The organism is Pseudomonas sp. Sample_16, from assembly GCF_004307665.1.
Classification (GTDB): domain Bacteria; phylum Pseudomonadota; class Gammaproteobacteria; order Pseudomonadales; family Pseudomonadaceae; genus Aquipseudomonas.
Window position 1 is genome coordinate 19428 of the sequence record NZ_RCOB01000060.1, and the last position, 20605, is coordinate 40032.

Genomic DNA, 20605 nt, shown 5'->3' on the forward strand with positions numbered 1-20605 from the left:
AATGTGGCGATCAATGATCCCGGAACTGCGACACGCAATCCCGGGACTGTCCAAGCCTGGAGATACTCATGAAACGTACCGTTCTTGCTGGAATGTTCATTTGCGCTGCAATGCTGGCCTCTCCCGTTTTCGCCGCTGACAATGACCTTTGCGCCATCAAGCTTCAGGAACTCAAGGACAAAGTAACGAGCCTGCCAGCCACATCCGAAAACACCACCATGGAAATCAAGCGGATGCAGGCAAGCGCTGAAGCAGCCCGGGCGGCCAACGATGACAAGAAATGCATCACCGAAGCCACACAAGCGTTGGCCCGGGTCGATAAACTGAACAACGAGCCGAATCCATAGCCCTTCGGTACTCATGAAACAGACAAAAAAATGCCCCGATTGGTCGGGGCATTTTTTTATCCGGTATTCACCGCGAAGATTACAGCTCTTTAACGGTACGAACCTGATCCTTGTTGATGCGGGTCTGTTTGCCATCCAGCTGTTCAAATTCGTAGAAGCCCGAATCATCGTCATATTGTGGCGTGTCGACGGCCTGGATTTCGCGACCGTCATTCAAGGTGATCACTGTAGGCGATGCGCAACCGGCGAGGGTGGCGAGGCCCAGTGCGAGCATGAAAGTGGCCAGGGTCCGTTGAGTCATGGTGTGTCTCCGAAATGAATTCTTTAGGTTACCTGAGCTTGAGACGTGAACGGCGCCTGCAAGTTCCTTGGGTAGTGTCAGTCTGACACAGTGTCGTGCGTGCTTAACAGGTCCGGCGTGTTGAGGTTGGCCAGGCGAGGGTCGTTATCGGGGCACTGCAGGGCAGTAGCGCCCAACTTGCGCATCAATCGCCCCGGGCTTCGTTCGCCCTCTTGCCAGGCACTTTCAAAGTCTGCGCGAAGGGCTACGGGGATGACGCACAGCAACGGTTCCCAGTGTTCGTCATGGCGCAACATCAACGGTTTGTCGGGATGCAGGCTGGCGGTTTCACGCATGCTGGCAAGCAGGGCAGCATCGATGCGGGGAACGTCACATGGCAAGACCAATAAATGCGAATGGCGGGCTGCTTTCAAGCCGGCACGAATGCCGGCCAGCGGCCCAGGGAAGTCGACTTCGTCGTCATGAACCAACTGGTCGGCGTAGGCGGCATACTTATCCATGTTGCGATTGCAGGAAATGATCAGGTCATCGCTCAGGGGGCGCGTCTTGCGATGCAAATGCGCGATCAGCGGCTCGCCGTGCCATTCCAGTAACCCTTTGTCCTGTCCGCCCATGCGTTGGCCGCGCCCGCCTGCCAGGAGCAGAATGGAGCAGGACGGCAATTGTGCAATCGAAGTCATGGCAGTTCTCCAGGGGGGCGGCGAAAAAAGGGGGCGCTGTGATATAACACCGGGCTGTTTCTCCTACAACTGGACGAGCCTATGAAAGCCAAGGCTGATGTACCTTTCGCGCCGCTGAACATTGCGGTGTTGACGGTCAGCGACACCCGTACCCTGGAAACCGATACATCAGGTCAGGTGTTTGTCGACCGTTTGACGGCGGCCGGCCATAACCTGGCGTGCCGTGTACTGCTCAAAGATGATCTCTACAAAATTCGTGCGCAAGTCGCCAACTGGATTGCCGACGAGGTCGTGCAGGTCGTGCTGATCACTGGCGGCACCGGTTTCACCGGTCGCGACAGTACTCCGGAAGCGGTGAGCTGCCTGCTCGATAAACAAGTTGATGGGTTCGGTGAACTGTTCCGCCAGATCTCCGTAGCGGACATCGGCACGTCTACGGTCCAGTCCCGCGCCTTGGCTGGCCTGGCGAATGGCACGCTGGTCTGCTGCTTGCCTGGTTCGACCAATGCGGTGCGTACCGGTTGGGACGGCATTCTTGGCGAGCAGTTGGATTCACGCCATCGCCCATGCAACTTCGTCACTCATTTGAAACAGGCAGCCCCTTGTGAATCCCGTGGGTAAGCCGGGCAAGACCGGTAGCCTGATGCCCGTTGAGGCAGCACTGGCGCGGTTACTGAAAATGGCGGACGCCACGAGAATTCTTCAACGTGAACGCTTGCCGTTGGCTCAGGTTCAGGGTCGTGTGTTGGCGGATGATCTGCTGTCGACGCTGGATCTCCCGCCGTGGCCGAACAGTGCCATGGATGGCTATGCGCTACGTATTGCTGACTGGACCGGAGAACCACTGGTTGTCAGCCAGAAAATTTTTGCAGGCAAGGTTCCCGAGCCCTTGCAGCCAGGCACCTGTGCCCGGATATTCACCGGGGCGCCTGTTCCCGCCGGCGCCGATTGTGTCGAGATGCAGGAAAACGCTGAAGTCCAGTCGGACGAGCGAGTAGCGTTTACCGAAGTCATGAACCCCGGGCAAAACATTCGACCACAGGGCCAGGAAACGACTGTCGGAGAACTGGTTTTGCCAGCGGGTACGCGCCTGGGGCCGATCGAGCAAGGTTTGGCTGCGTCGTTGGGTTGTGCTGAGCTGGATGTGGTTCGCAAGATCCGCGTCGCGGTTCTGTCCACTGGCGACGAGTTGATTGAGCCAGGTCAAGCATTAGGCCCAGGGCAGATCTATAACAGTAACCGCGTGCTGCTCTGCAGTTGGCTGCAGCGTTTGGGTTGTGAAGTGGTCGATGCCGGTATTCTTCCAGACGATCTTGTCACCACGCGCGCGCGACTCGGCGAACTGAAAGATGTCGATTTGATTCTCTCGACCGGCGGTGTATCGGTGGGTGAGGCCGATTTTCTGGGCATTGCCTTGCGGGAAGAGGGTGAGTTGAGTTTGTGGAAGCTCGCTATCAAGCCGGGCAAGCCGCTGACATTTGGACATTTTCGTGGCGTTCCAGTCATCGGTCTGCCCGGTAACCCGGCGTCGACGCTTGTGACCTTTGCCTTGTTGACCAGACCTTATCTTTTGCGTCGTCTGGGCGTCAAGGATGTCGCGCCGTTGAACATGCAAGTGCAATGCGGCTTTGACTGGCCCATTGCAGGCAATCGACGCGAATACTTGCGCGGTCGCCTTGAGAACGGTCGGGCGATCATCTACAAAAATCAGAGCTCTGGCGTGCTGCGCAGTGCCGCCTGGGCTGATGGACTGGTTGAAGTCATGGAAGGGCGCACGTTGGTCGCAGGTGATAGCGTTAGTTTCATTCCGTTGAGTGAAGTATTGATTTGATTCTCGCGGCAATGAAAGCTCGCAAGCCCGGTTGACGAAACCGGGTTTTGCGTTTGGGTGGCTTAATGAGCCAGCAGCAGTGTGACAAGCTGATCGAAGCGACTGTTGGCGATCCAGCCAAGCAGTCCCAGGACCACCGCCGTTCCGCCCGCGGAATAGGCGAGTCTGTGTTTTATTGACCTGACGTCATTGCGCACTTCTTCCATGTCCTTGCGAATGTATTTCAGGTGTGTCTCCAGCTCGATGACGCGAGGTTCCATATCGACTTCTCCCTTGGGTTTTTTGCTGCTTGCGAAATCCGTCAGATGATCAGTGCGTTGTGCAGCGGTGGGCACGACCGGCATCACTGGAAGCCTGATGTCATGGTTTTGCATGGCACGTCCTTGTGTTTGTCCTGCTGCTGAGTGAAATCCGTAGACACCAAGGTGTACCAATCACAGGTATTGGTCAATTGAGCGGATTCCTAAGGTTTTGTGGGAAAAATCCCGTCTTGCAGGGCTTCTAGGGCGCCCGTCTGGAAAAAGATCGTCAGCGTGCAACTTTTAGTGGGGGCAAGGAGGTCAACATCTTTCATACGCCATTCAATTCCGGGAGTGAACACCATGAGTGAACGCAAGGCGCTGTTGATTCTGCATGGCAAGCAGGCGCTCAACGAGGATGTGCGCGCTGCCGTTGAAGCCAGGCGTGAACAGGGTTGGGAGCTCGCCGTTCGATTGACCTGGGAAGCTGGCGATGCGCAGCGCCTGGTGGAAGAGGCACTGGCCGCGGGTTACCCGAAAATCGTTGCGGGCGGGGGCGACGGCACCTTGCGTGATATTGCCGAGGCCATGGCCGCGCAGTCGACGCAGGCAAGCCTGGTGCTGATGCCTCTTGGAACGGCCAATGACTTTGCGCGCGCCGCTGGCGTTCCTCTGGAACCTGCGCTGGCTCTGGATCTACTGGACGTCGCTGCGAGTTCCATCGATCTGGGGGAGGTCGGTGGGCAAGTCTTTCTCAACATGGCTACGGGGGGATTCGGCAGTCAGGTCACAGCCAATACTTCCGAGGACCTGAAAAAGGTGCTCGGTGGTGCGGCCTATCTGTTCACCGGTTTGTCACGGTTCAGTGAGCTGCACGCCGCTTACGGTGAACTGCAGGGGCCGGACTTTCATTGGAGCGGAGAGCTGCTGGCCCTGGGCATCGGCAATGGCCGGCAGGCTGGCGGCGGACATGAATTATGTCCGCAAGCCCTGGCGGACGATGGACTGCTCGATATCAGCATTTTGCCAGCGCCACAGGAAGTGGTCGGGACCTTGAAAAGCTTGCTGACGGATGGATTCGGCATCGATAGCATGTTTGTCCGCGCCCGACTGCCGTGGGTCGAGATCAAGGTGGCTGAGGGGTTGTACATCAACCTCGATGGCGAACCGCTGGAGGGTGACAATCTGCGCTTCTGCGCGCAGCCGGGAGCATTGCGAGTGCATCTGCCGGTCGACTCTCCATTGTTGAGCGTAAATGAGGTCGTCAATCGTCCAGACTGATGATTTGCTCGCGCACGGCAAACAACACCAGGCCAGCCACATCGTAGATCTGCAGGCGCTTCATGATTTGCGAGCGGTGGGTCTCGACCGTCTTGACGCTCAAGCCCAAGCCGTTGGCAATTTCCCGAGTGGATTTCCCGCGAACGATCAGGCGCAGGATTTCCAGTTGGCGGGCTGTCAGGTTGTGCGAGTCTGCCGGGGTCGGGTGTTTCTGGTTGCGGGTCAGTGCCTGGTTGATCACGGTATGGGCGATCGCCGGGCTGAGGTAGCGTTCATTGTTACGCAAGGCTTCCAGCGCATGCTCCAGTTCAGTAGCCGTCGTGTCTTTGAGTAAATAGCCGTGGGCCCCGGATTCGAGCGCCTGCATGATCAGCGCGGGGTCAGTGTGCATCGACAGGATCAGCACCTTGCTTTGCGGGCGAATCCTTTTGAGTTGCTGCAAGGCTTCAAGGCCGCCGGTCTGCTTCATGGAAATATCCAGCAGGACGATATCCGGGGACAGGTGTTCGACCATCGCGAGCAATTGTGAGCCGTCATTGGCCTCGCCAATGACGTCGTAGCCAGGAAGGTCCAGCACCAGGGCGCGCACGCCAGCCCTGATCAGCGAGTGGTCATCCACCAGAAGTAAGTGACAAGTCAATGCATAACCTTATTCGTACTGGCCCGCTCAAGCGCACGGGGCGCCCAGGGGAAGAGTGCTTGGATTTGCGTGCCTTTGCCAGGCTCGCTGGTAACGGTCAATGTACCGCCCAGCTGGCTGATCCGCTCCGACATTCCAGCCATTCCGCGCTGCCCCTCGCGGCCCGGATCAATGGCAGGCGCAAAACCTTGGCCGTCATCACTGATCAACAAGCTCAATCCCTGGGGCAAACGTTTAAGACACACCAGCAGATTCTTTGCCTCGGCATGCCGCAGCATATTGGTGACGGCTTCCTGGGTAATGCGAAATGCCGCGACAGCCATTTCTTCCGGTATGCCGGTCAGGCGTTGATGGCATTCCAGGCTCCAATGCACCGGGGAGTTGGCCAGCGTCTTGAGTAAATGCGCGCGCAGACTGGCTTCGAGGCCCAGGCTGGTCAGTTGCCGAGGATTGAGGATGGCCGACACGTCGCGCACTTTGGCGAGCGTCTCCTCCAGCGTGTCGCAAAGTACCGCACATTGCCCCTGAAGCTCTTCCGGCATTCGGCGTTTGAGCCAGTCACTTTGCAGTTTTGCAGCAGTCAGCAATTGGCCGATGTCGTCATGCAGCTCCCGACTCAGGCGATGGCGCTCGTTCTCCTGAACTTGCAGGAGTCGGTCGGCGAGTTCTTGCGGTTGAAACTTGATCGACTTGCGCGACAGGCGATATTGCACCCAGACACAGCCAAGTGCCGCGATATCCAGTATCAGCAGGCCGAGGGGCAGGCGAGTGGACAGGCCATAGATGAGCAGACTGCCGAGCGTCGAGCTGGCACATAGCAATAGCGTGAACCGGCGAGCGTTTTCTCGTGAGGGTGGCCACATGGTGATTGACTTGAAACTGGCGTACATAGCGGATGGAGCCAATGGAGGTTCGCTGCGGGCAGACCGGTCATGGCTGACGGATCTCTGTTTTGTAGTGTCATGCATGGACTTCAACGGGACGTACTATCTGAATGAGAAATCCAGGATGGAACTTGGTCGTTGCAGTCACCCACAATCACATCGCCATTAATTGACGTCAACTAATGGGCGCCATAATAACACCGAACATACCGTTGGTCGCGCTTGGGTTATATGTCCAGGAAGTCAGGAAACAGTCCGTTTTGTACGGTAGTTCCATGTTGGGAAATGTGTGGTCGCTGCTGTCACCGGTTCCCCTTGAACATAGGGGTTTGGATCCATTTGCGCCAAGCGACGCTCTGAACGAGCTGGCAGGAAAAACGCAGGAATAATGGTTTGTTCGAAGATGTCGTTAATGGGTACGTAATGTTCAATTACGACCTGTACTTGGCCAGGTTATATAGCGCCGTTGGCCACAAACACATGGAGTTGCGCTCTATTGATGGCATTCAAGCCTGGCGTTCCATATAGGAAACGAGTGTAAACGGTCTGGAATTAACCGCAGGCTGGAAATGCTGCTGACCGACCTGGAAGGCGAACGCTTCGATCAGGGTCGTCTGTTCGCTTTCGTCGAGACTGAGTTGGCCGGTCTTCTGATCGATCAACTCAAGTTGCCAGGCGATCAACGTCAGGCAGTCCTTGAGCGCGGCCAGGGCTTCGTCGTGCAGATCCATGTGATGCTGCGCATGATTGAGCAAGCCGTGGATGTGCAACGAAAACTCTGAAACGGCCGCCAGTGCGAGGGCATCGGCCTTGCTGGCGAGCTTGAGAAGGGTGCTGAGCAAGCAGTCGATGGCGTCCTTGTCATTGCTGATCAGTTGCAGGTGACTGAGGCATTCTTCGGTTTTGGCCAGGAGGGTTTCGGCTTCGACAAGAAACTCCGGGACCCGCTTTGCCCATTCTGTGCGATTGTTCGGCATGCTTATCTCCACAACGTCATGTCAAATGAGGGGATGTCGTGTGTGTCGACGAGGACGATTGTCGCCCCGGCGTAACCGGGTCGTCGTGAGATCGCGCTCTGGCCGGCAGGAGAGCAGGCTGGAGAAGTCAAAAGGGTAGCTGGCCACTTACTTGCGATCGCACACAAAAGCCTGACTCCGTTCATGCAATGAGAATGGCGTCACATTAATGGCTATTGGATATCGCGAATATCAGGTTGCACCTGATTGTTGCTAGGGGAATCCCTTACGCAACGGAACCTGACGCGTAAACTATTGTCGCGCCTGGGAAATGTAGCAGATGAAAATACAACGCCAGTAAAGCATGATGTTAATGTGACATCAATGTTTGGACGCGGCATTTTGAACAGGGTCTAGGTCCGGCAAATACAGCCGATAACCCTCTATTAGTGATTTCATCAGTACAAGCCCAGGAGTGATTGATGGCCGGCATTCTCGATACGGTAGACCAACGTACGCAACTGGTGGGTGAGAATCGCCTGGAAATTCTGATGTTCCGGCTTGCCGGGCGGCAATTGTTCGCAATTAACGTGTTCAAAGTGCAAGAAGTCCTGCAATTGCCAAAGTTGACGTTGATGCCCCAGCGGCATCCGTTTGTGTGCGGTGTGGTCAACCTGCGTGGCCAGACTCTGCCAGTGATCGACCTGTCCCAGGCGATCGGCATGCGTCCACTGGTGCCCGGCCCTGGCAGCACGATCATCGTCACTGAGTACAACCGCTCGGTGCAGGCATTCCTGGTTGGAGGTGTGGATCGCATCGTCAACATGAACTGGGAAGCGATTTTGCCGCCGCCGACCAGCGCCGGTCGCCAGCATTACCTGACTGCCATCAGTAAGGTCGACGACCAATTGGTGGAAATCATTGATGTCGAAAAGGTCCTGGCCGAAATCGTCCCTTATAACGCCAAGGTGTCCCGCGACAAGCTTGATGATCCGGTGCTGGAGCGCGCCCGTGGTCGTGAAGTACTGCTGGTGGATGACTCCAATGTGGCGCTGGCGCAACTGCGCGACACGTTGGGTCAGCTAGGGGTGAAAATGCACATCGCCAGCGACGGTTTGAAGGCGCTGAACATGCTCAAGGCCTGGGCCGATACGGGTGTGAACATGACCGACAAACTGCTGATGGTCTTTACCGATGCGGAGATGCCGGAAATGGACGGTTATCGCCTGACCACGGAAATTCGCAATGACCCGCGCTTGCGCGGTCTGTATGTTGTGCTGCACACGTCGTTGTCCGGCAGTTTCAATGATTCGATGGTCAAGAAGGTCGGCTGTGACAACTTCCTCTCCAAGTTCCAGCCGGACAAACTCGTCGACGTGGTGCGCCAGCGCCTGATGCTCGACGCCGTTCCAGCCTGACCTTCGCACATGAGGCTGGCGTTGAGTCAGCCTTTGATTCGGCGATCAAGCTCGTATAGGGTGGCGTTTTTGGTCCATCAGGGAGCTGGTCATGCTGCGTCTGAGTGCGCTTTATCGTTATCCGTTGAAATCCGGCAAGGGCGAAATCCTGCAACAGATCGGTCTCGACAAGCTTGGCCTCGACGGGGATCGACGCTGGATGCTGGTGGACGAGGCCAGCGGGCGTTTCCTGACCCAGCGAGCGGTGGCGAAAATGAGTCAGCTGTCGGCGTTGTGGAATACTGCTGGCGGCTTGACCCTCAGTGCCCCGGGCCATGCGCCGATTGATATCGCCTTGCCCGCCAGCGAAGCCGAACTGCGCGGTGTGACCATCTGGCGCGATACGCTGCGTGTGCCCGATGCCGGTGACGCCGCAGGTGCCTGGGTCAGTGAATTTATCGGTAAACCGACGCGCCTGGTGCAAGTGCCACTCGACCGTGCAAGGACCACCCAGGCCGGATATGGCAAGGATGACGATCAGGTTGCGTTCGCGGATGGCTTTCCGTTGTTGTTGATCGGGCAGGCGTCGCTGGACGATCTGTCGGAAAAAGTCGGGCGGCCTATGGAAATGCTGAGATTTCGCCCGAATCTGGTGATCGAAGGCGCTGATGCGTTTGCCGAAGATGGCTGGAAGCGTATTCGCATTGGTGAAGTCGAATTCCGTGTCGTCAAGCCGTGTTCACGTTGCATCCTGACCACCATCGACCCTCAGACCGGCGAACGCAACACCGATCGCGAACCGTTCGCCACTTTGCAAAAATATCGGTCCGAAGCGGATGGCGCGATGTTCGGGCAAAATCTGGTCAACGACGGTAATGGCCGGCTGGAAGTCGGCATGCCGGTGACCATCCTTGAATAGAATCGGTGAATAAAAAAATGCCCGCGTCCTTGGATGCGGGCATTTTTTGCGCTGTGAAACCCAGGGGATCAGCCGTGGTATTCGCACAGGTAAGCGGTGTCGACGGCCACTTTCAGCTGGAACTTGCTATTGGCAGGCACGTTGAACTGGCTGCCGGCGGCGAAGGTTTCCCAGTCGTTGCTGTCTGGCAGCTTGACGGTCAGGGCGCCGGACACCACGTGCATGACTTCACGCTGGGCAGTGCCGAATTCATATTCGCCCGGAGCCATGACGCCGATGGTCGCCGGACCGTCAGCGGTGCCAAAGGCGATCGACTTGACGGTGCCGTCGAAGTACTCGTTGACTTTAAACATGGGCGATTCCTCGAAAAGGGCTAAAAATGGCCGGCCAGTATGCACAAGGCCTTTGTTGGCGTCACCTGTCTAAAGCGGTAGAACCAGTGGTAGCAGTCGTGCGGTATTGCGAGCGTCTTCCAGCGCCCGATGCTGCTGACCGGTAAATTGCAGACCGGCCAGTTGCAAGGCGCCATTGAGGCCCAGCGGACGTTCCAGCCGTCGGGCTTTGGCAAAGCGTTGTTTGAGATTCATGTGCTGGATGCGACTCAAGACGCTGTCGAGTTGCAGGCGCTGCCATTCCTGCAGCAATTGCTTGCGATCGTAATCGCCCCAACTGGCCCAGCCTTCGAGGCGGCTGTGATGTTGGCCGAGCCAACGCTCGAACAAGGGCCAGACATCGCCCAAGGGTTGCGCGGTATCGATGTTGGCTTGGGTGATGTGCGTCAGGTCCCGGCAAAATGGCGTGAGCAATGGTCGGCGCGTTGGGCGGACAAATCGCTGGAAATGATCCAGTTCACGTCCCTTGCGATCCACCAGGGTGGCACCGATTTCGATGATTTCCATTTCTGTAACGGGCCAACCACCCTCGTCGGTGGTGGCTTCCAAATCAATGACCAGCCAATGAGGCATCGCAGGGTTCCTGGTATCCGCGTCCTGATAGCCTTTGAGCGTAGCCAAACCCGGCGGTTCCGCCTAGCGGCTTATTCGACCTCCAACAGAATCTGGCGGTTTTTCACCTGGTCGCCGACCCGAACCTGCAAGCGCTTGAGCACGCCGTCGATGCCGGATTTGAGCGGATGCTCCATTTTCATCGCCTCGAGCACGACCAAAAGCTGGCCTTTGCTGACGGCGCTGCCCTCGCTGACCAGCACGTCGACGATCGCGCCGTCCATCGGCGCCTTGAGGGTGCCTGAACTGACGTTGGCCTGGCTGCTGACCCGGGCCTGGGTTCGGTCCTCCAGCGCCAAGCTGCCGGGGCGGGTGAACAGGCACAGTTGTTTGCCCTCAAGGCGATAGGCATGGCGTTGACGGATCCCGTCGATTTCCAGCGTGGCCCAGCGTCCGTCGCTGTGAATGAGCTTTACCTCAAGACAGTGGCCGACGGCTTCAATCCGGTAGATCTCTCCCGGTCCGGCGTTCAACACCACCGACCATTGCTGATCCTCCAGGCCGAGGCGATAGTGCAGCGGCACGCTGGCGTTATTGCGCCACCCGGCCAATGAGGCACGGTGCGTCCCGGCCGAGGCCTGATAGAGCAGGGCGGCGGCGATTGCCAATTGCTCAGGGTTGGGCGCAAAGGGTTGCAGGCACGGATGATCGGCAAACGCTTGGGCGATCAATCCAGTGCTGAATTCTCCAGCGATGAATGCCGGATGTTGCAACAGGCTGGCGAGCAGGCGCTGATTGCTTTGCATGCCCAGCAGGACGCTGTCCTGGACCGCCCGCAGCAGCTTGCGCCGGGCTTCTTCGCGGGTGGCGCCGAAGGCAATGATTTTGCCCAGCATCGGGTCATAGAAGGGGCTGATGTTCTGACCCTCGATCAGACCGTGGTCGACCCGCACGCCGTCGCGCAAAGCGGGTTCCCACCCCGCAATGCGTCCGGTTTGCGGGAGGAAGCCTTGGGCGGGGTCTTCAGCATACAAACGTACTTCCATGGCGTGGCCGGTGAGTTGTACTTGCTCCTGACGCAATGGCAGCGGTTGGCCATCGGCAATGTTCAGTTGCCAGGCCACCAGATCAAGCCCGGTGATCAACTCCGTCACTGGATGTTCCACTTGCAGGCGGGTGTTCATTTCCAGAAAGTAAAACTGCCCCCGTGCATCGAGCAGGAACTCTACCGTGCCGGCGCCGACGTAATTCACGGCCCGCCCGGCCTTGAGCGCCGCTTCTCCCATGGCCTGGCGCAATACGTCAGTCATTACCGGGCAAGGGGCTTCCTCGATGACCTTCTGATGGCGACGCTGGATCGAGCAGTCCCGTTCACCGAGATAGATCAGGTTGCCATGCTGGTCGCCGAACAACTGCACCTCGACATGGCGTGGCTCGATCAACGCCTGTTCCAGAATCAGTTCACCGTTGCCAAAACCGTTCAACGCTTCAGAGCGTGCCGTGCGAATCTGCTCCAGCAAAACGCCGCTGTCATGCACAAGGCGCATGCCCCGCCCGCCACCGCCGGCGCTGGCTTTGATCATCAACGGATAACCAATGCGTTCGGCTTCGCGGCTCAGGGTCGCGTCATCCTGAGCGGCGCCTTGATAGCCTTTGATGCAGGGCACACCCGCTTCGCTCATGGCGATTTTCGACAGGCGTTTGCTGCCCATCAGTTCAATCGCTTCAGGGCTGGGACCGATGAAGGTGATGCCGGCCTCCCGGCAGGCGAGGGCGAATCCAGCGTTCTCCGAGAGGAAACCGTAGCCGGGATGGATGGCATCGCTGCCGGTGCGCCGGGCGGCGTCGATGATTGCCGGAATGTTCAAATAAGAGTGTTGCACCGGGGCCGGACCGATGTTGACGGCTTCGTCAGCCATTTGTACGTGCAGTGCATCGGCATCGGCATCGCTGAACACGGCGACGGTGCGATAACCCAGCGCCTGGGCGGTGCGTTGGATGCGGCAGGCGATTTCACCGCGGTTGGCGATGAGGATTTTGCTGAATCCGGGCATGGGATAGCTCTCTTGAGTTTGCAGTGCTTGTTCGGGCCTCATCGCTGGCAAGCCAGCTCCCACAGGGATCTGTGTCGCACACACAACCTGTGGGAGCTGGCTTGCCAGCGATGCTTTTCAGGAGGCCCACCCCGGTTTGCGTTTTTGCACAAAGGCCATGGTTCCCTCGACACCCTCGGCCCCGGTCACCGCTTCGCTGAACCACTCGGCGGCTTGGTCGAGCAGCGCGTCCGAAGGTTGTCCGGCACTGGCCAGCAACAGTTTTTTGGTTGCAGCATTGGCTTGCGGTGCGCAGCAAAGTACATGCGCCAGCACCTCATCGAGACGCTCGGCCAAGGCTTGCGGATCGTGCTCGACAAAGTGCACCAGGCCCATCCGCCGCGCTTGGGTGCCATCGAAGCGCGCCGCCGTCAGTGCCAGGCGCCGGGCCTGGGTCAGGCCGATGCGCTGGACCACGAACGGTGCGATTTGCGCCGGCAGCAGGCCAAGGCTGGTTTCTGGCAGGCCAAATTGCGCTGAATGCTCGGTAATGGCGATGTCGCTGACACAGGCCAGCCCAAAACCACCGCCAAGCACAGCGCCTTGCAATACGCAAATGACCACTTGCGGTGCGTGTTGCACTTCTTGCAGCAGCGCACCGAACACCCGGTTCAAATCGCGGTGCGCGCTGCTACCCTGGGTACGGGCGTTGGCCATGTCCTTGATGTCGCCACCGGCACAGAAGTGGCCGCCGGCACCGCCGATGACCAATGCACGAACTGTGCGGTCGTCATGAATCGCCGCCAGCACCGCGCGCAGTTCGGCAACCATCTGCAAGCTCATGGCATTGCGGCTTTGCGGGCGGTTGAGGGTGACGTGCAGCACGCCGTTGTGCAGTTCCAGCAGCAGCGTCTGGCAATCGGGCAGGGTGCTCATTTCTTTTTCCCCGGCAGGATGCCCATGAGTTTGCAGATGATGCCCAGCATGATTTCGTCGGCACCGCCGCCAATCGACACCAGGCGCACATCGCGATAGGCGCGGGCCACCGGGTTGTCCCACATGAAACCCATGCCACCCCAGTATTGCAGGCAACTGTCGCTGACCTCGCGGCCCAGCCGACCGGCCTTGAGTTTGGCCATCGACGCCAGACGCGTGACGTCCTGGCCTTTGATGTACTGTTCGGTGGCCTGATAGACCAACGCACGCAGGCATTCGATTTCGGTTTGCAGTTCAGCCAGGCGGAAGTGAATGACCTGGTTGTCGATCAACGCATTGCCGAAAGTCTTGCGCTCCTTGCAGTACTCGATGGTGCTGTCGACGCAGTACTCCAGGCCTTTGATCATGTTGGCCGCGCCGAACAGGCGTTCCTCCTGGAACTGCAGCATCTGCATCATGAACCCGGCGCCTTCGTGGCCGATGCGATTGCGCTGCGGCACGCGCACGTTGTCGAAGAACACCTGCGCGGTTTCCGAACTGCGCATGCCGAGCTTGTCCAGGTGCGAGCTGAGGCTGATCCCCGGGGTGTTCATCGGCACCATGATCAGCGACTTGTTGATGTGCGGCTTGTCGTCCGAGGTGTTGGCCAGCAGGCAGATGAAGTCGGCGCTCGGCGAGTTGGTGATCCACATCTTGCTGCCGTTGATCACGTAGTCGTCGCCGTCCTTGCGCGCGGTGGTTTTCAACCCGGCCACATCGGAACCGGCACCGACTTCGGAGACGCCAATGCAACCGACCTGCTCGCCGCTGATGGCCGGGCGCAGGAACTGGTCTCGCAGTTCATCGGAGCCGAAGCGGGCGAGGGCCGGGGTGCACATGTCGGTCTGCACGCCGATGGACATCGGAATGCCGCCGCAATGAATGGTGCCGAACTCTTCGGCAGCGACAATCGAATAGCTGTAGTCCAGGCCCATGCCGCCGAATTTTTCCGGTTTGGAAATGCCCAGCAAACCGAGGTCGCCCGCCTTGCGAAATATCTCATGGATCGGAAAACGCCCGGCTTTTTCCCATTCCTCGACATGGGGGTTGATCTCGTGTTCGACGAATTGGCGAACGGTGCGGCGCAGTGCTTCGTGTTCCTGGGTGAAGATCATTTTTATTGTTCTCCTCTGATCGCCCTTAGAAGCGGGCTACACCAAAACTGTTGGCTTGCAGCGGCCGCACTTCGGCCTCCTGACAGATATCCAGCAAGTAACCCAGCAGGGTCCGGGTATCGCGCGGGTCGATCAAACCGTCGTCCCACAGGTTGGCACTGCCGTAGAGCGCCGTGGCCTGGCTGTCGAGTTTCTGCGCCGTGACCTGCTCGAGCATGTCGAGCATTTTCGGATCAGGCACCAGCCCGTCCTTGGCCTGTTTGGCCTCGGTGACGATGCGCAGCACTTTGCCCGCCTGCGCGCCGCCCATCACCGCGGTACGGCTGTTGGGCCAGGCGAAGATGAAGCGCGGGTCCAGGCCGCGCCCGCACATCGCATAGTTGCCGGCGCCGTAGGAACCGCCGACCACGATGGTCAGCTTGGGCACACGGGCATTGGCCACTGCCTGAATCATCTTGGCGCCATGCTTGATCACACCTTGCTGCTCCGATTCGGTGCCGACCATGAACCCGGTGGTGTTATGAAAGAACAGCAAGGGGGTCTGGCTCTGGTCGCAGAGCTGGATGAACTGCGCCGCCTTGCTTGCACCCTTGGGTGTGATCGGGCCGTTGTTGCCGATGAAGCCGCAGGCGCGGCCCTGGATTTTCAGCTGTCCGCAGACGGTCTGCTGATCGTATTCGGCCTTGAACTCGAGGAAGTTCGAGCCGTCGGCGATGCGGGCGATGATCTCGCGCACGTCGTAAGGTTTCTTCGGGTCATCCGGGATCAGTCCCAACAGTTCGTCGATCGGGTAGAGCGGCTCTTCCCAGCGGAGTTCGGGTGACCATTGCAGTTGTTCGTTCCACGGCAGCATGGCGACAATTTCGCGCACCTGACGCACGCCATCGGCATCGTTTTCTGCCAGGTATTCTGCGGTTCCGGCCGTTTGTGCGTGCATCTCGGCGCCACCCAGCTCTTCGTCTGTGGCGACTTCCCCGGTGGCCGCTTTCAGCAGCGGAGGCCCGGCAAGGAACAGTTTGGCCTTGCCGCGTACCACCACCACGTAGTCCGACAATCCGGGCTGATAAGCGCCGCCCGCCGTGGCAGAGCCATGCACCACGGTGATCTGTGGCAGGCCCATGGCCGACATCCGCGCCTGGTTGGCGAAGCTGCGCGCACCTTCGACGAAAATCTCTGCCGCGTAGGTGAGATTGGCGCCGCCGCTTTCGGCCAGGGTGATCACCGGCAGTTTGTTTTCCATGGCGATCTGTTGCAGGCGCAGGGATTTTTTCAAGCCGCTGGGGGAAATGGTCCCGCCCTTGATGGCGCTGTTGTTCGCCACCACCAGCACCCGCACACCGGACACATAACCAATGCCGGCGATCAAGCCGCCTCCGGCCGAACTGCCGTCCTTGTCATCGTGCAGTTTATAGCCGGCCAGGCTTGCCAGTTCGAGGAACGGCGCACCGGGGTCGAGGAGCAGATTGAGGCGTTCACGGGGCAACAGTTGACCGCGCTTGTCGAATTTGGCTTTGGCCTCGGCCGCCTTGTCCAGCAGGTTCTGTTCGAGGGTTTGAACCTGCTCGACCGCGCTGAGCATCGCCGCACGGTTTTGTGCGAACTGTTCGCTGTCGGGATCGAGTTGCGACTGGATCACCGGCATGGGTTATTCCTTGTCCTTGAGGACGTCGGGAAGGTAGGCGCGGTGGAAGCCATTGTACGATTCGCTGTTCGTCGCCTTGTGGATCGGCCATGCCCGTCCACCCAGGCTGGCAGCACCGTCGATGCGCAAGGTGCTCCCGCTGATGAAGGCTGCAGCCGGGCTGAGCAGGAAAACAATCGCCGCGCTGACCTCCGATTCAGTGCCGATGCGCTTGAGCGGCACGTGTTCGCGCAAAGTCGGGATCACTGCCTTGAACGCACCTTCGTAGGTGTCCATGCCACTGGAAGCAATCCAGCCTGGCGCCACGGCGTTGACCCGCACCCCGGCGTATCCCCACTCGAATGCGGCTGTCTTGGTCAGGTTGTCCATACCCGACCGCGCCGCCCCCGAATGCCCCATGCCCGGCATGCCACCCCACATGTCAGCGAGCATGTTGACGATCGCCCCGCCGTGTTTGCTCATGGATTGGTTGAACACTTCACGGGCCATCAGGAAACCGCCCACCAGATTGGTGCGCATCACCGTTTCGAAACCTTTCTGATTGATCGAGGCCAGTGGCGACGGGTACTGCCCTCCGGCATTGTTGACCAGACCGTGAATCGGCCCGTGTTTACGGATCAGTTCGCTGACCAGATGCGTCACCGCTTCTTCTTCGCGAATGTCGCAGGTGCTCCAGTCGGCCTTGCCGCCGTCGTCGCTAATCTCGCTGGCGACCGCTTTGAGTTTGTCCGCCTTGCGCCCCACCAGCAGCACATGCGCGCCGAGGGCCGCCAGTTCGTGGGCGGTGCAGCGACCAATGCCACTGCCGCCGCCGGTGACGATGATGTTTTGGCCGGCAAACAGATCGGCTTTGAAAATCGAATCGTAGGCCATGGCGGTTGTCCTCTAGTTGACCTGGTCGGCGATGCGCTGCGGCACCGGAATCTGGATCTCCAGCAGTTGCTGGGCGAAGGCCTTGCCTTGCGGATCGATGCGCAGGCTGGCGACGCCACCGCCACCGAGGGCGTTTTCCAGCAGGAAGTTCAGGCTGTGAGTGGCCGGCAAATACCAGCGCTCGACGCGACCCAGTACCGGGTCGAGAACATGGCTCATCCAGTCGACAACGACCTCCGGCGTCAGCGCCTCGGCGATCCACGGCAGGTACTCGGGATCGCGGGCCATGACGCCGATGTTGCTGTGATTACCCTTGTCGCCGGAGCGCGCCACCGCGAGTTTGACCAGCGCCACGCTGGCGTCGGCCAGACCAGTGGGTTTCGGTGGGTCGAGCACTGTGGGCAGTTCGGCGCTGTCGAGCGCATCGAGGGCGGGCAGGACACACGGGTGGCGCTGGCCCATGAAATCAATTTCCAGTGTGCAGACGCTTTTGTCGATCAGGAACGAGAACAGTCGGATCAGCGGATAGACCGTGGGCCGGCCGCCGACGATGCCGGTCAGCCCGGGCGCCATGCCGGTGGCGGCCTGGGCGATTTCCCTGGAGAACACGATCAACGCCTGTTTGTCCGGATGGCGCACCGCGAGTTTGATCACCACTTCGCGGCTGTCTGAGCGCTGGCCATGGGGACCGTAGGTCGCCTCGCTGCCGAGCAGTTCGACGTTCACCTCACTGAAGGGACGCCAGCCGCGTTGAGTGAATATTTCCGAGGTCTTGTTGATGATGGCTTCACTGACGCGCCGGGCCTTGTCCACCGCATCGATACCTGCGATCAGGCAACTGGCGGTACATCGGAAACCATCCGGATACGTGGCGCTGACCTTGTACTGATCGGTAGGCGGCAAGCCTTTCGCACCGTGCACCTGCACGGCGTTCTTGCCCTGCTGGTGCAATTTGACCTGAGTGAAGTCGCAGACCACATCCGGCAGCAGATACGCGCGCGGATCGCCGATTTCATAGAGCATCTGCTCGCCCACTGTCAGCGGCGTGACCAGACCACCGGAACCTTCGGGTTTGCTGACGACAAACTGGCCGTCGGCGCTGACTTCGACGATGGGGAAACCGATGTGCTCGTAATCGGGCACATCGCGCCAGTCGGTGAAGTTGCCGCCCGTGCACTGGGCGCCGCATTCGATGATGTGCCCGGCCAGTGCGGCCTGGGCCAGCTTGTCGTAATCGTGCCACGACCAGCCGAACTCATGCACCAGCGCGGCACTGACCACCGCGCTGTCGACCACGCGCCCGGTGATCACGATGTCCGCTCCCAGGCGCAGGGCTTCGACGATGCCCGGTGCGCCGAGGTAGGCGTTGGTCGACACGCACATCGGTGGCAATGGCGCTCCGCTGAACATTTCATGGATGCCCAGGGTGTTCAATCGTTTGAGTTGCGGTTGCAGGTCATCGCCCAGCAGCACGGCGATCTTCAATGAAACGCCGGCCTTGTCGCAGGCTGCTTGCAGGGCGGCGGCACAGGCTTGCGGGTTGATCCCGCCGGCATTGCTGATGACCCGAATATTTTGCTCGGCAAGTTGTGGGAGCAGGGGGCTGAGGACCTCGATGAAATCGCCCGCGTAACCGCTCAAGGGGTCTTTCATGCGCGCGCCGGCCATGATCGACAGGGTGATCTCGGCCAGGTAGTCGAAAACCAGATAGTCCAGACGTCCGCCATTCACCAGTTGCGCGGCCGCGGTCGAGGTATCGCCCCAGAATGCGCTGGCGCAGCCAATGCGAATCGTTTTTGGCGCAGTCAATTCCATAACCACCTCCAACAGAGTGCATCGAGACTACCAAGCAAGCGCTTGGTTTGTAAATCACGAAAAATATCTTCTGCCCGAGCGCTTGCTTGGTTCGGGCCGTCAGCTTAAATTGCCCGCGCAACCCCGCTGTTTTAGCGGTGATCACGACTGTAGGAGAGATCGGGTGGATGAGCAAAGAGCCCTTGGAGTCATGCGCGAATTGGTCGACAACGGCCAGTTGACCGATCCGGACAGTGCCCGTGGCAAGTTGCTGCAAGTGGCGGCTCACCTGTTTCGCAATAAAGGTTACGAGCGCACCACCGTGCGCGATCTGGCCGGTGCGGTAGGCATTCAGTCGGGCAGCATTTTTCATCACTTCAAAAGCAAGGATGACATCCTGCGCGCGGTGATGGAGGAGACCATTCGTTACAACACCGCGTTGATGCGTGCCGCCATTGCCGAGGCCGGCAATGTGCGCGAGCGCGTTCTGGCGCTGATCCGTTGTGAATTGCAGTCGATCATGGGCGGCAGTGGCGAGGCCATGGCGGTATTGGTCTATGAATGGCGGTCGCTGTCTGAGGAGGGGCAGGCCAAGGTGTTGGCATTGCGCGACATCTATGAAGACATCTGGTTGCAGGTATTGGGTGAAGCCAAAAGCGCCGGTTTTATCCGGGGTGATGTGTTCATCACACGACGTTTTCTGACCGGGGCGCTGTCCTGGACAACCACCTGGTTTCGCGCCGGTGGCAGCATGAGCCTGGATCAACTGGCCGACGAAGCACTGATTCTGGTACTTGAGGAAAAATGATTTGCTTTGTAGGTTGGCGGGAAACTGGCTAACTGGGCGAAACCGCCTAGCTTGAATGCATTGATGCAGTACTTTTGGGGAGTGGCTTGTCTTGATGTCTTCGCCAATTCGGACAGCTTCGCGGCTTTTGCTGACGGTGCTTGTGGCGTTATGGATGCTGCCGTCCCAGGCCGCGCAATTGGTGCGAATCGGTGCCGCGCATTTTCCTCCGTACACCGTGCGCCCCGAGTCCGGCGCCGATACCGGCTTGCTGCCGCAACTGGTCGAGGCCTTGAACGCCCTGCAGAGTGACTATCAGTTCGTCCTGGTTCCCACTTCCATTCCTCGGCGCTTTGGTGACTTCAAGCAAGGGCGGATCGACATGGCGATCTTCGAAAACCCCGCCTGGGGCTGGAAAGACATTCCCCACACCGATGTCGACATGGGCCTGGAAGACGCGGAGATTTTCGTCGCACAACGTCAGCCCGAGGGGCGTGCGATTCGCCAGCAAGACTATTTTGCAGACCTGACCGGCAAGCGCCTGGCACTGTTCAGTGGTTACCACTACGAATTCGCCAACTTTATTGCCGAGCCCCAGTATCTCGCCAAAAACCATAACGCCACGTTGACCTACTCCCATGACAGCAACCTGTTGATGGTCTTGCGCGGGCGGGCCGACATCGCGCTGGTCACACGTTCCTATCTCAACGACTATTTTTTGCGCAATCTGAATGTGGCCAATGAGTTGCTGGTGTCCGATCGCATCGATCAGATCTATCACCATTACGCCATCCTGCGCCCGGCAGCGCCCATCAGTGGCGAAGCGTTCGGCAGGTTGCTGCAAGGGCTGCGGGACAATGGCCAGATGCTGAAGATTTTCGATCCGTACAAGATTGCGGTGGTGCCCGTTTCCGGTAACTGAGCGCGTTGCTTGAGATCAACCCTTGAGCGACTTCTCTTAAATTTC

General features: G+C 59.0%; 22 protein-coding genes. 8 read left to right on the forward strand and 14 right to left on the reverse strand.

The features are described from left to right. The first annotated feature begins 68 nt into the window (after nt 1-68). On the forward strand, nt 69-347 hold the full coding sequence (locus tag D8U69_RS08630) for a hypothetical protein (protein WP_130907121.1): 279 nt from the start codon (nt 69-71) through the stop codon (nt 345-347). A 79-nt stretch (nt 348-426) separates the two neighbouring features. Here D8U69_RS08630 and D8U69_RS08635 read toward each other — a convergent pair whose 3' ends face one another. Both D8U69_RS08635 and mobA read right to left on the reverse strand, forming a co-directional pair. After that, nucleotides 427-648, reverse strand: coding sequence for a YgdI/YgdR family lipoprotein (locus D8U69_RS08635; protein ID WP_056856365.1), 222 nt, complete (start codon nt 646-648; stop codon nt 427-429). Between the two features lie 77 nt (nt 649-725). Beyond that, nucleotides 726-1328: a molybdenum cofactor guanylyltransferase MobA gene (gene mobA, locus D8U69_RS08640; RefSeq protein ID WP_056856364.1), complete on the reverse strand. Its 603-nt coding sequence runs from the start codon at nt 1326-1328 to the stop codon at nt 726-728. 81 nt (nt 1329-1409) lie between these two features. On the opposite strand from mobA, the gene moaB reads away from it, so the two are divergent. Both moaB and glp read left to right on the forward strand, forming a co-directional pair. Then, nucleotides 1410-1949 (forward strand): molybdenum cofactor biosynthesis protein B, encoded by a 540-nt coding sequence (moaB, locus tag D8U69_RS08645; RefSeq protein ID WP_046816112.1) that lies wholly within the window; start codon nt 1410-1412, stop codon nt 1947-1949. After that, entirely contained in the window at nt 1933-3159 is a 1227-nt protein-coding gene (glp, locus tag D8U69_RS08650) for a gephyrin-like molybdotransferase Glp (RefSeq protein ID WP_130907122.1), read from the forward strand. The genes moaB and glp overlap by 17 nt, the downstream gene beginning before the upstream one ends. Before the next feature lie 62 nt (nt 3160-3221). On the opposite strand, the gene D8U69_RS08655 is transcribed toward glp, so the two are convergent. Then, on the reverse strand, nt 3222-3533 hold the full coding sequence (locus D8U69_RS08655) for a hypothetical protein (protein ID WP_056856362.1): 312 nt from the start codon (nt 3531-3533) through the stop codon (nt 3222-3224). 228 nt (nt 3534-3761) lie between these two features. Here D8U69_RS08655 and yegS point away from each other — a divergent pair, with 228 nt between their 5' ends. Then, a complete protein-coding gene (gene yegS / locus D8U69_RS08660) occupies nt 3762-4679 on the forward strand; it encodes a lipid kinase YegS (RefSeq protein WP_056856361.1) in 918 nt (305 codons plus the stop codon). Here the strand turns inward: yegS and D8U69_RS08665 are convergent. The 3 genes from D8U69_RS08665 to D8U69_RS08675 all read right to left on the reverse strand — a co-directional run bounded on the left by D8U69_RS08665 (nt 4663) and on the right by D8U69_RS08675 (nt 7180). Continuing rightward, a complete protein-coding gene (locus D8U69_RS08665) occupies nt 4663-5319 on the reverse strand; it encodes a response regulator transcription factor (protein ID WP_130907123.1) in 657 nt (218 codons plus the stop codon). The two genes, yegS and D8U69_RS08665, sit on opposite strands and share 17 nt — an antisense overlap. After that, nucleotides 5316-6209, reverse strand: a complete 894-nt coding sequence (locus tag D8U69_RS08670) for a sensor histidine kinase (protein ID WP_056856359.1) — start codon at nt 6207-6209, stop codon at nt 5316-5318. The genes D8U69_RS08665 and D8U69_RS08670 overlap by 4 nt, the downstream gene beginning before the upstream one ends. A gap of 500 nt (nt 6210-6709) precedes the next feature. Next, complete coding sequence (locus D8U69_RS08675; RefSeq protein WP_130904080.1) at nt 6710-7180, reverse strand: hypothetical protein; 471 nt, start codon at nt 7178-7180, stop codon at nt 6710-6712. A 461-nt stretch (nt 7181-7641) separates the two neighbouring features. On the opposite strand from D8U69_RS08675, the gene D8U69_RS08680 reads away from it, so the two are divergent. Continuing rightward, nucleotides 7642-8577, forward strand: a complete 936-nt coding sequence (locus D8U69_RS08680) for a chemotaxis protein CheV (protein ID WP_056856356.1) — start codon at nt 7642-7644, stop codon at nt 8575-8577. A gap of 91 nt (nt 8578-8668) precedes the next feature. Further along, nucleotides 8669-9475, forward strand: a complete 807-nt coding sequence (locus D8U69_RS08685; RefSeq protein ID WP_130907124.1) for an MOSC domain-containing protein — start codon at nt 8669-8671, stop codon at nt 9473-9475. A gap of 68 nt (nt 9476-9543) precedes the next feature. Here the strand turns inward: D8U69_RS08685 and D8U69_RS08690 are convergent, their stop codons facing one another. The 8 genes from D8U69_RS08690 to D8U69_RS08725 form a co-directional block, all read right to left on the reverse strand. Further along, entirely contained in the window at nt 9544-9828 is a 285-nt protein-coding gene (locus D8U69_RS08690) for a pyrimidine/purine nucleoside phosphorylase (RefSeq protein WP_056856354.1), read from the reverse strand. Nucleotides 9829-9897: 69 nt separating this feature from the next. Next, complete coding sequence (locus D8U69_RS08695) at nt 9898-10440, reverse strand: exonuclease domain-containing protein (RefSeq protein WP_056856353.1); 543 nt, start codon at nt 10438-10440, stop codon at nt 9898-9900. A gap of 71 nt (nt 10441-10511) precedes the next feature. Further along, the gene (locus D8U69_RS08700; protein ID WP_130907125.1) at nt 10512-12473 is read right to left on the reverse strand and encodes an acetyl/propionyl/methylcrotonyl-CoA carboxylase subunit alpha; all 1962 of its coding nucleotides are present in this window, start codon (nt 12471-12473) and stop codon (nt 10512-10514) included. A gap of 117 nt (nt 12474-12590) precedes the next feature. Further along, a complete protein-coding gene (locus D8U69_RS08705) occupies nt 12591-13388 on the reverse strand; it encodes an enoyl-CoA hydratase-related protein (protein WP_056856351.1) in 798 nt (265 codons plus the stop codon). Further along, nucleotides 13385-14542 carry a citronellyl-CoA dehydrogenase gene (gene atuD, locus D8U69_RS08710; protein WP_130904077.1) on the reverse strand — a complete coding sequence of 386 codons (1158 nt, stop codon included), beginning with the start codon at nt 14540-14542 and terminating at the stop codon, nt 13385-13387. Before atuD ends, D8U69_RS08705 begins: the two co-directional genes overlap by 4 nt. A 25-nt stretch (nt 14543-14567) precedes the next feature. Next, nucleotides 14568-16184, reverse strand: coding sequence for a geranyl-CoA carboxylase subunit beta (gene atuC, locus D8U69_RS08715; protein WP_130907126.1), 1617 nt, complete (start codon nt 16182-16184; stop codon nt 14568-14570). Nucleotides 16185-16187: 3 nt separating this feature from the next. Then, nucleotides 16188-17057, reverse strand: coding sequence for an SDR family oxidoreductase (locus tag D8U69_RS08720; protein ID WP_130907127.1), 870 nt, complete (start codon nt 17055-17057; stop codon nt 16188-16190). A gap of 12 nt (nt 17058-17069) precedes the next feature. After that, nucleotides 17070-18872 carry an acyclic terpene utilization AtuA family protein gene (locus D8U69_RS08725; RefSeq protein ID WP_130907128.1) on the reverse strand — a complete coding sequence of 601 codons (1803 nt, stop codon included), beginning with the start codon at nt 18870-18872 and terminating at the stop codon, nt 17070-17072. 163 nt (nt 18873-19035) lie between these two features. On the opposite strand from D8U69_RS08725, the gene D8U69_RS08730 reads away from it, so the two are divergent. After that, a complete protein-coding gene (locus tag D8U69_RS08730; protein WP_130904073.1) occupies nt 19036-19659 on the forward strand; it encodes a TetR/AcrR family transcriptional regulator in 624 nt (207 codons plus the stop codon). A gap of 94 nt (nt 19660-19753) precedes the next feature. Then, nucleotides 19754-20560 (forward strand): transporter substrate-binding domain-containing protein, encoded by an 807-nt coding sequence (locus tag D8U69_RS08735; RefSeq protein WP_177434499.1) that lies wholly within the window; start codon nt 19754-19756, stop codon nt 20558-20560. The last annotated feature ends 45 nt before the right edge of the window (nt 20561-20605 follow it).

Coding starts and splice junctions, on each gene's coding strand:
- D8U69_RS08630 (WP_130907121.1), top strand. CDS start 69: ATGAAACGTACCGTTCTTGCTGGAATGTTCATTTGCGCTGCAATGCTG.
- D8U69_RS08635 (WP_056856365.1), bottom strand. CDS start 648: ATGACTCAACGGACCCTGGCCACTTTCATGCTCGCACTGGGCCTCGCC.
- mobA (WP_056856364.1), bottom strand. CDS start 1,328: ATGACTTCGATTGCACAATTGCCGTCCTGCTCCATTCTGCTCCTGGCA.
- moaB (WP_046816112.1), top strand. CDS start 1,410: ATGAAAGCCAAGGCTGATGTACCTTTCGCGCCGCTGAACATTGCGGTG.
- D8U69_RS08655 (WP_056856362.1), bottom strand. CDS start 3,533: ATGCAAAACCATGACATCAGGCTTCCAGTGATGCCGGTCGTGCCCACC.
- yegS (WP_056856361.1), top strand. CDS start 3,762: ATGAGTGAACGCAAGGCGCTGTTGATTCTGCATGGCAAGCAGGCGCTC.
- D8U69_RS08670 (WP_056856359.1), bottom strand. CDS start 6,209: ATGTACGCCAGTTTCAAGTCAATCACCATGTGGCCACCCTCACGAGAA.
- D8U69_RS08675 (WP_130904080.1), bottom strand. CDS start 7,180: ATGCCGAACAATCGCACAGAATGGGCAAAGCGGGTCCCGGAGTTTCTT.
- D8U69_RS08680 (WP_056856356.1), top strand. CDS start 7,642: ATGGCCGGCATTCTCGATACGGTAGACCAACGTACGCAACTGGTGGGT.
- D8U69_RS08685 (WP_130907124.1), top strand. CDS start 8,669: ATGCTGCGTCTGAGTGCGCTTTATCGTTATCCGTTGAAATCCGGCAAG.
- D8U69_RS08690 (WP_056856354.1), bottom strand. CDS start 9,828: ATGTTTAAAGTCAACGAGTACTTCGACGGCACCGTCAAGTCGATCGCC.
- D8U69_RS08695 (WP_056856353.1), bottom strand. CDS start 10,440: ATGCCTCATTGGCTGGTCATTGATTTGGAAGCCACCACCGACGAGGGT.
- D8U69_RS08700 (WP_130907125.1), bottom strand. CDS start 12,473: ATGCCCGGATTCAGCAAAATCCTCATCGCCAACCGCGGTGAAATCGCC.
- D8U69_RS08705 (WP_056856351.1), bottom strand. CDS start 13,388: ATGAGCACCCTGCCCGATTGCCAGACGCTGCTGCTGGAACTGCACAAC.
- atuD (WP_130904077.1), bottom strand. CDS start 14,542: ATGATCTTCACCCAGGAACACGAAGCACTGCGCCGCACCGTTCGCCAA.
- atuC (WP_130907126.1), bottom strand. CDS start 16,184: ATGCCGGTGATCCAGTCGCAACTCGATCCCGACAGCGAACAGTTCGCA.
- D8U69_RS08720 (WP_130907127.1), bottom strand. CDS start 17,057: ATGGCCTACGATTCGATTTTCAAAGCCGATCTGTTTGCCGGCCAAAAC.
- D8U69_RS08725 (WP_130907128.1), bottom strand. CDS start 18,872: ATGGAATTGACTGCGCCAAAAACGATTCGCATTGGCTGCGCCAGCGCA.
- D8U69_RS08735 (WP_177434499.1), top strand. CDS start 19,754: ATGTCTTCGCCAATTCGGACAGCTTCGCGGCTTTTGCTGACGGTGCTT.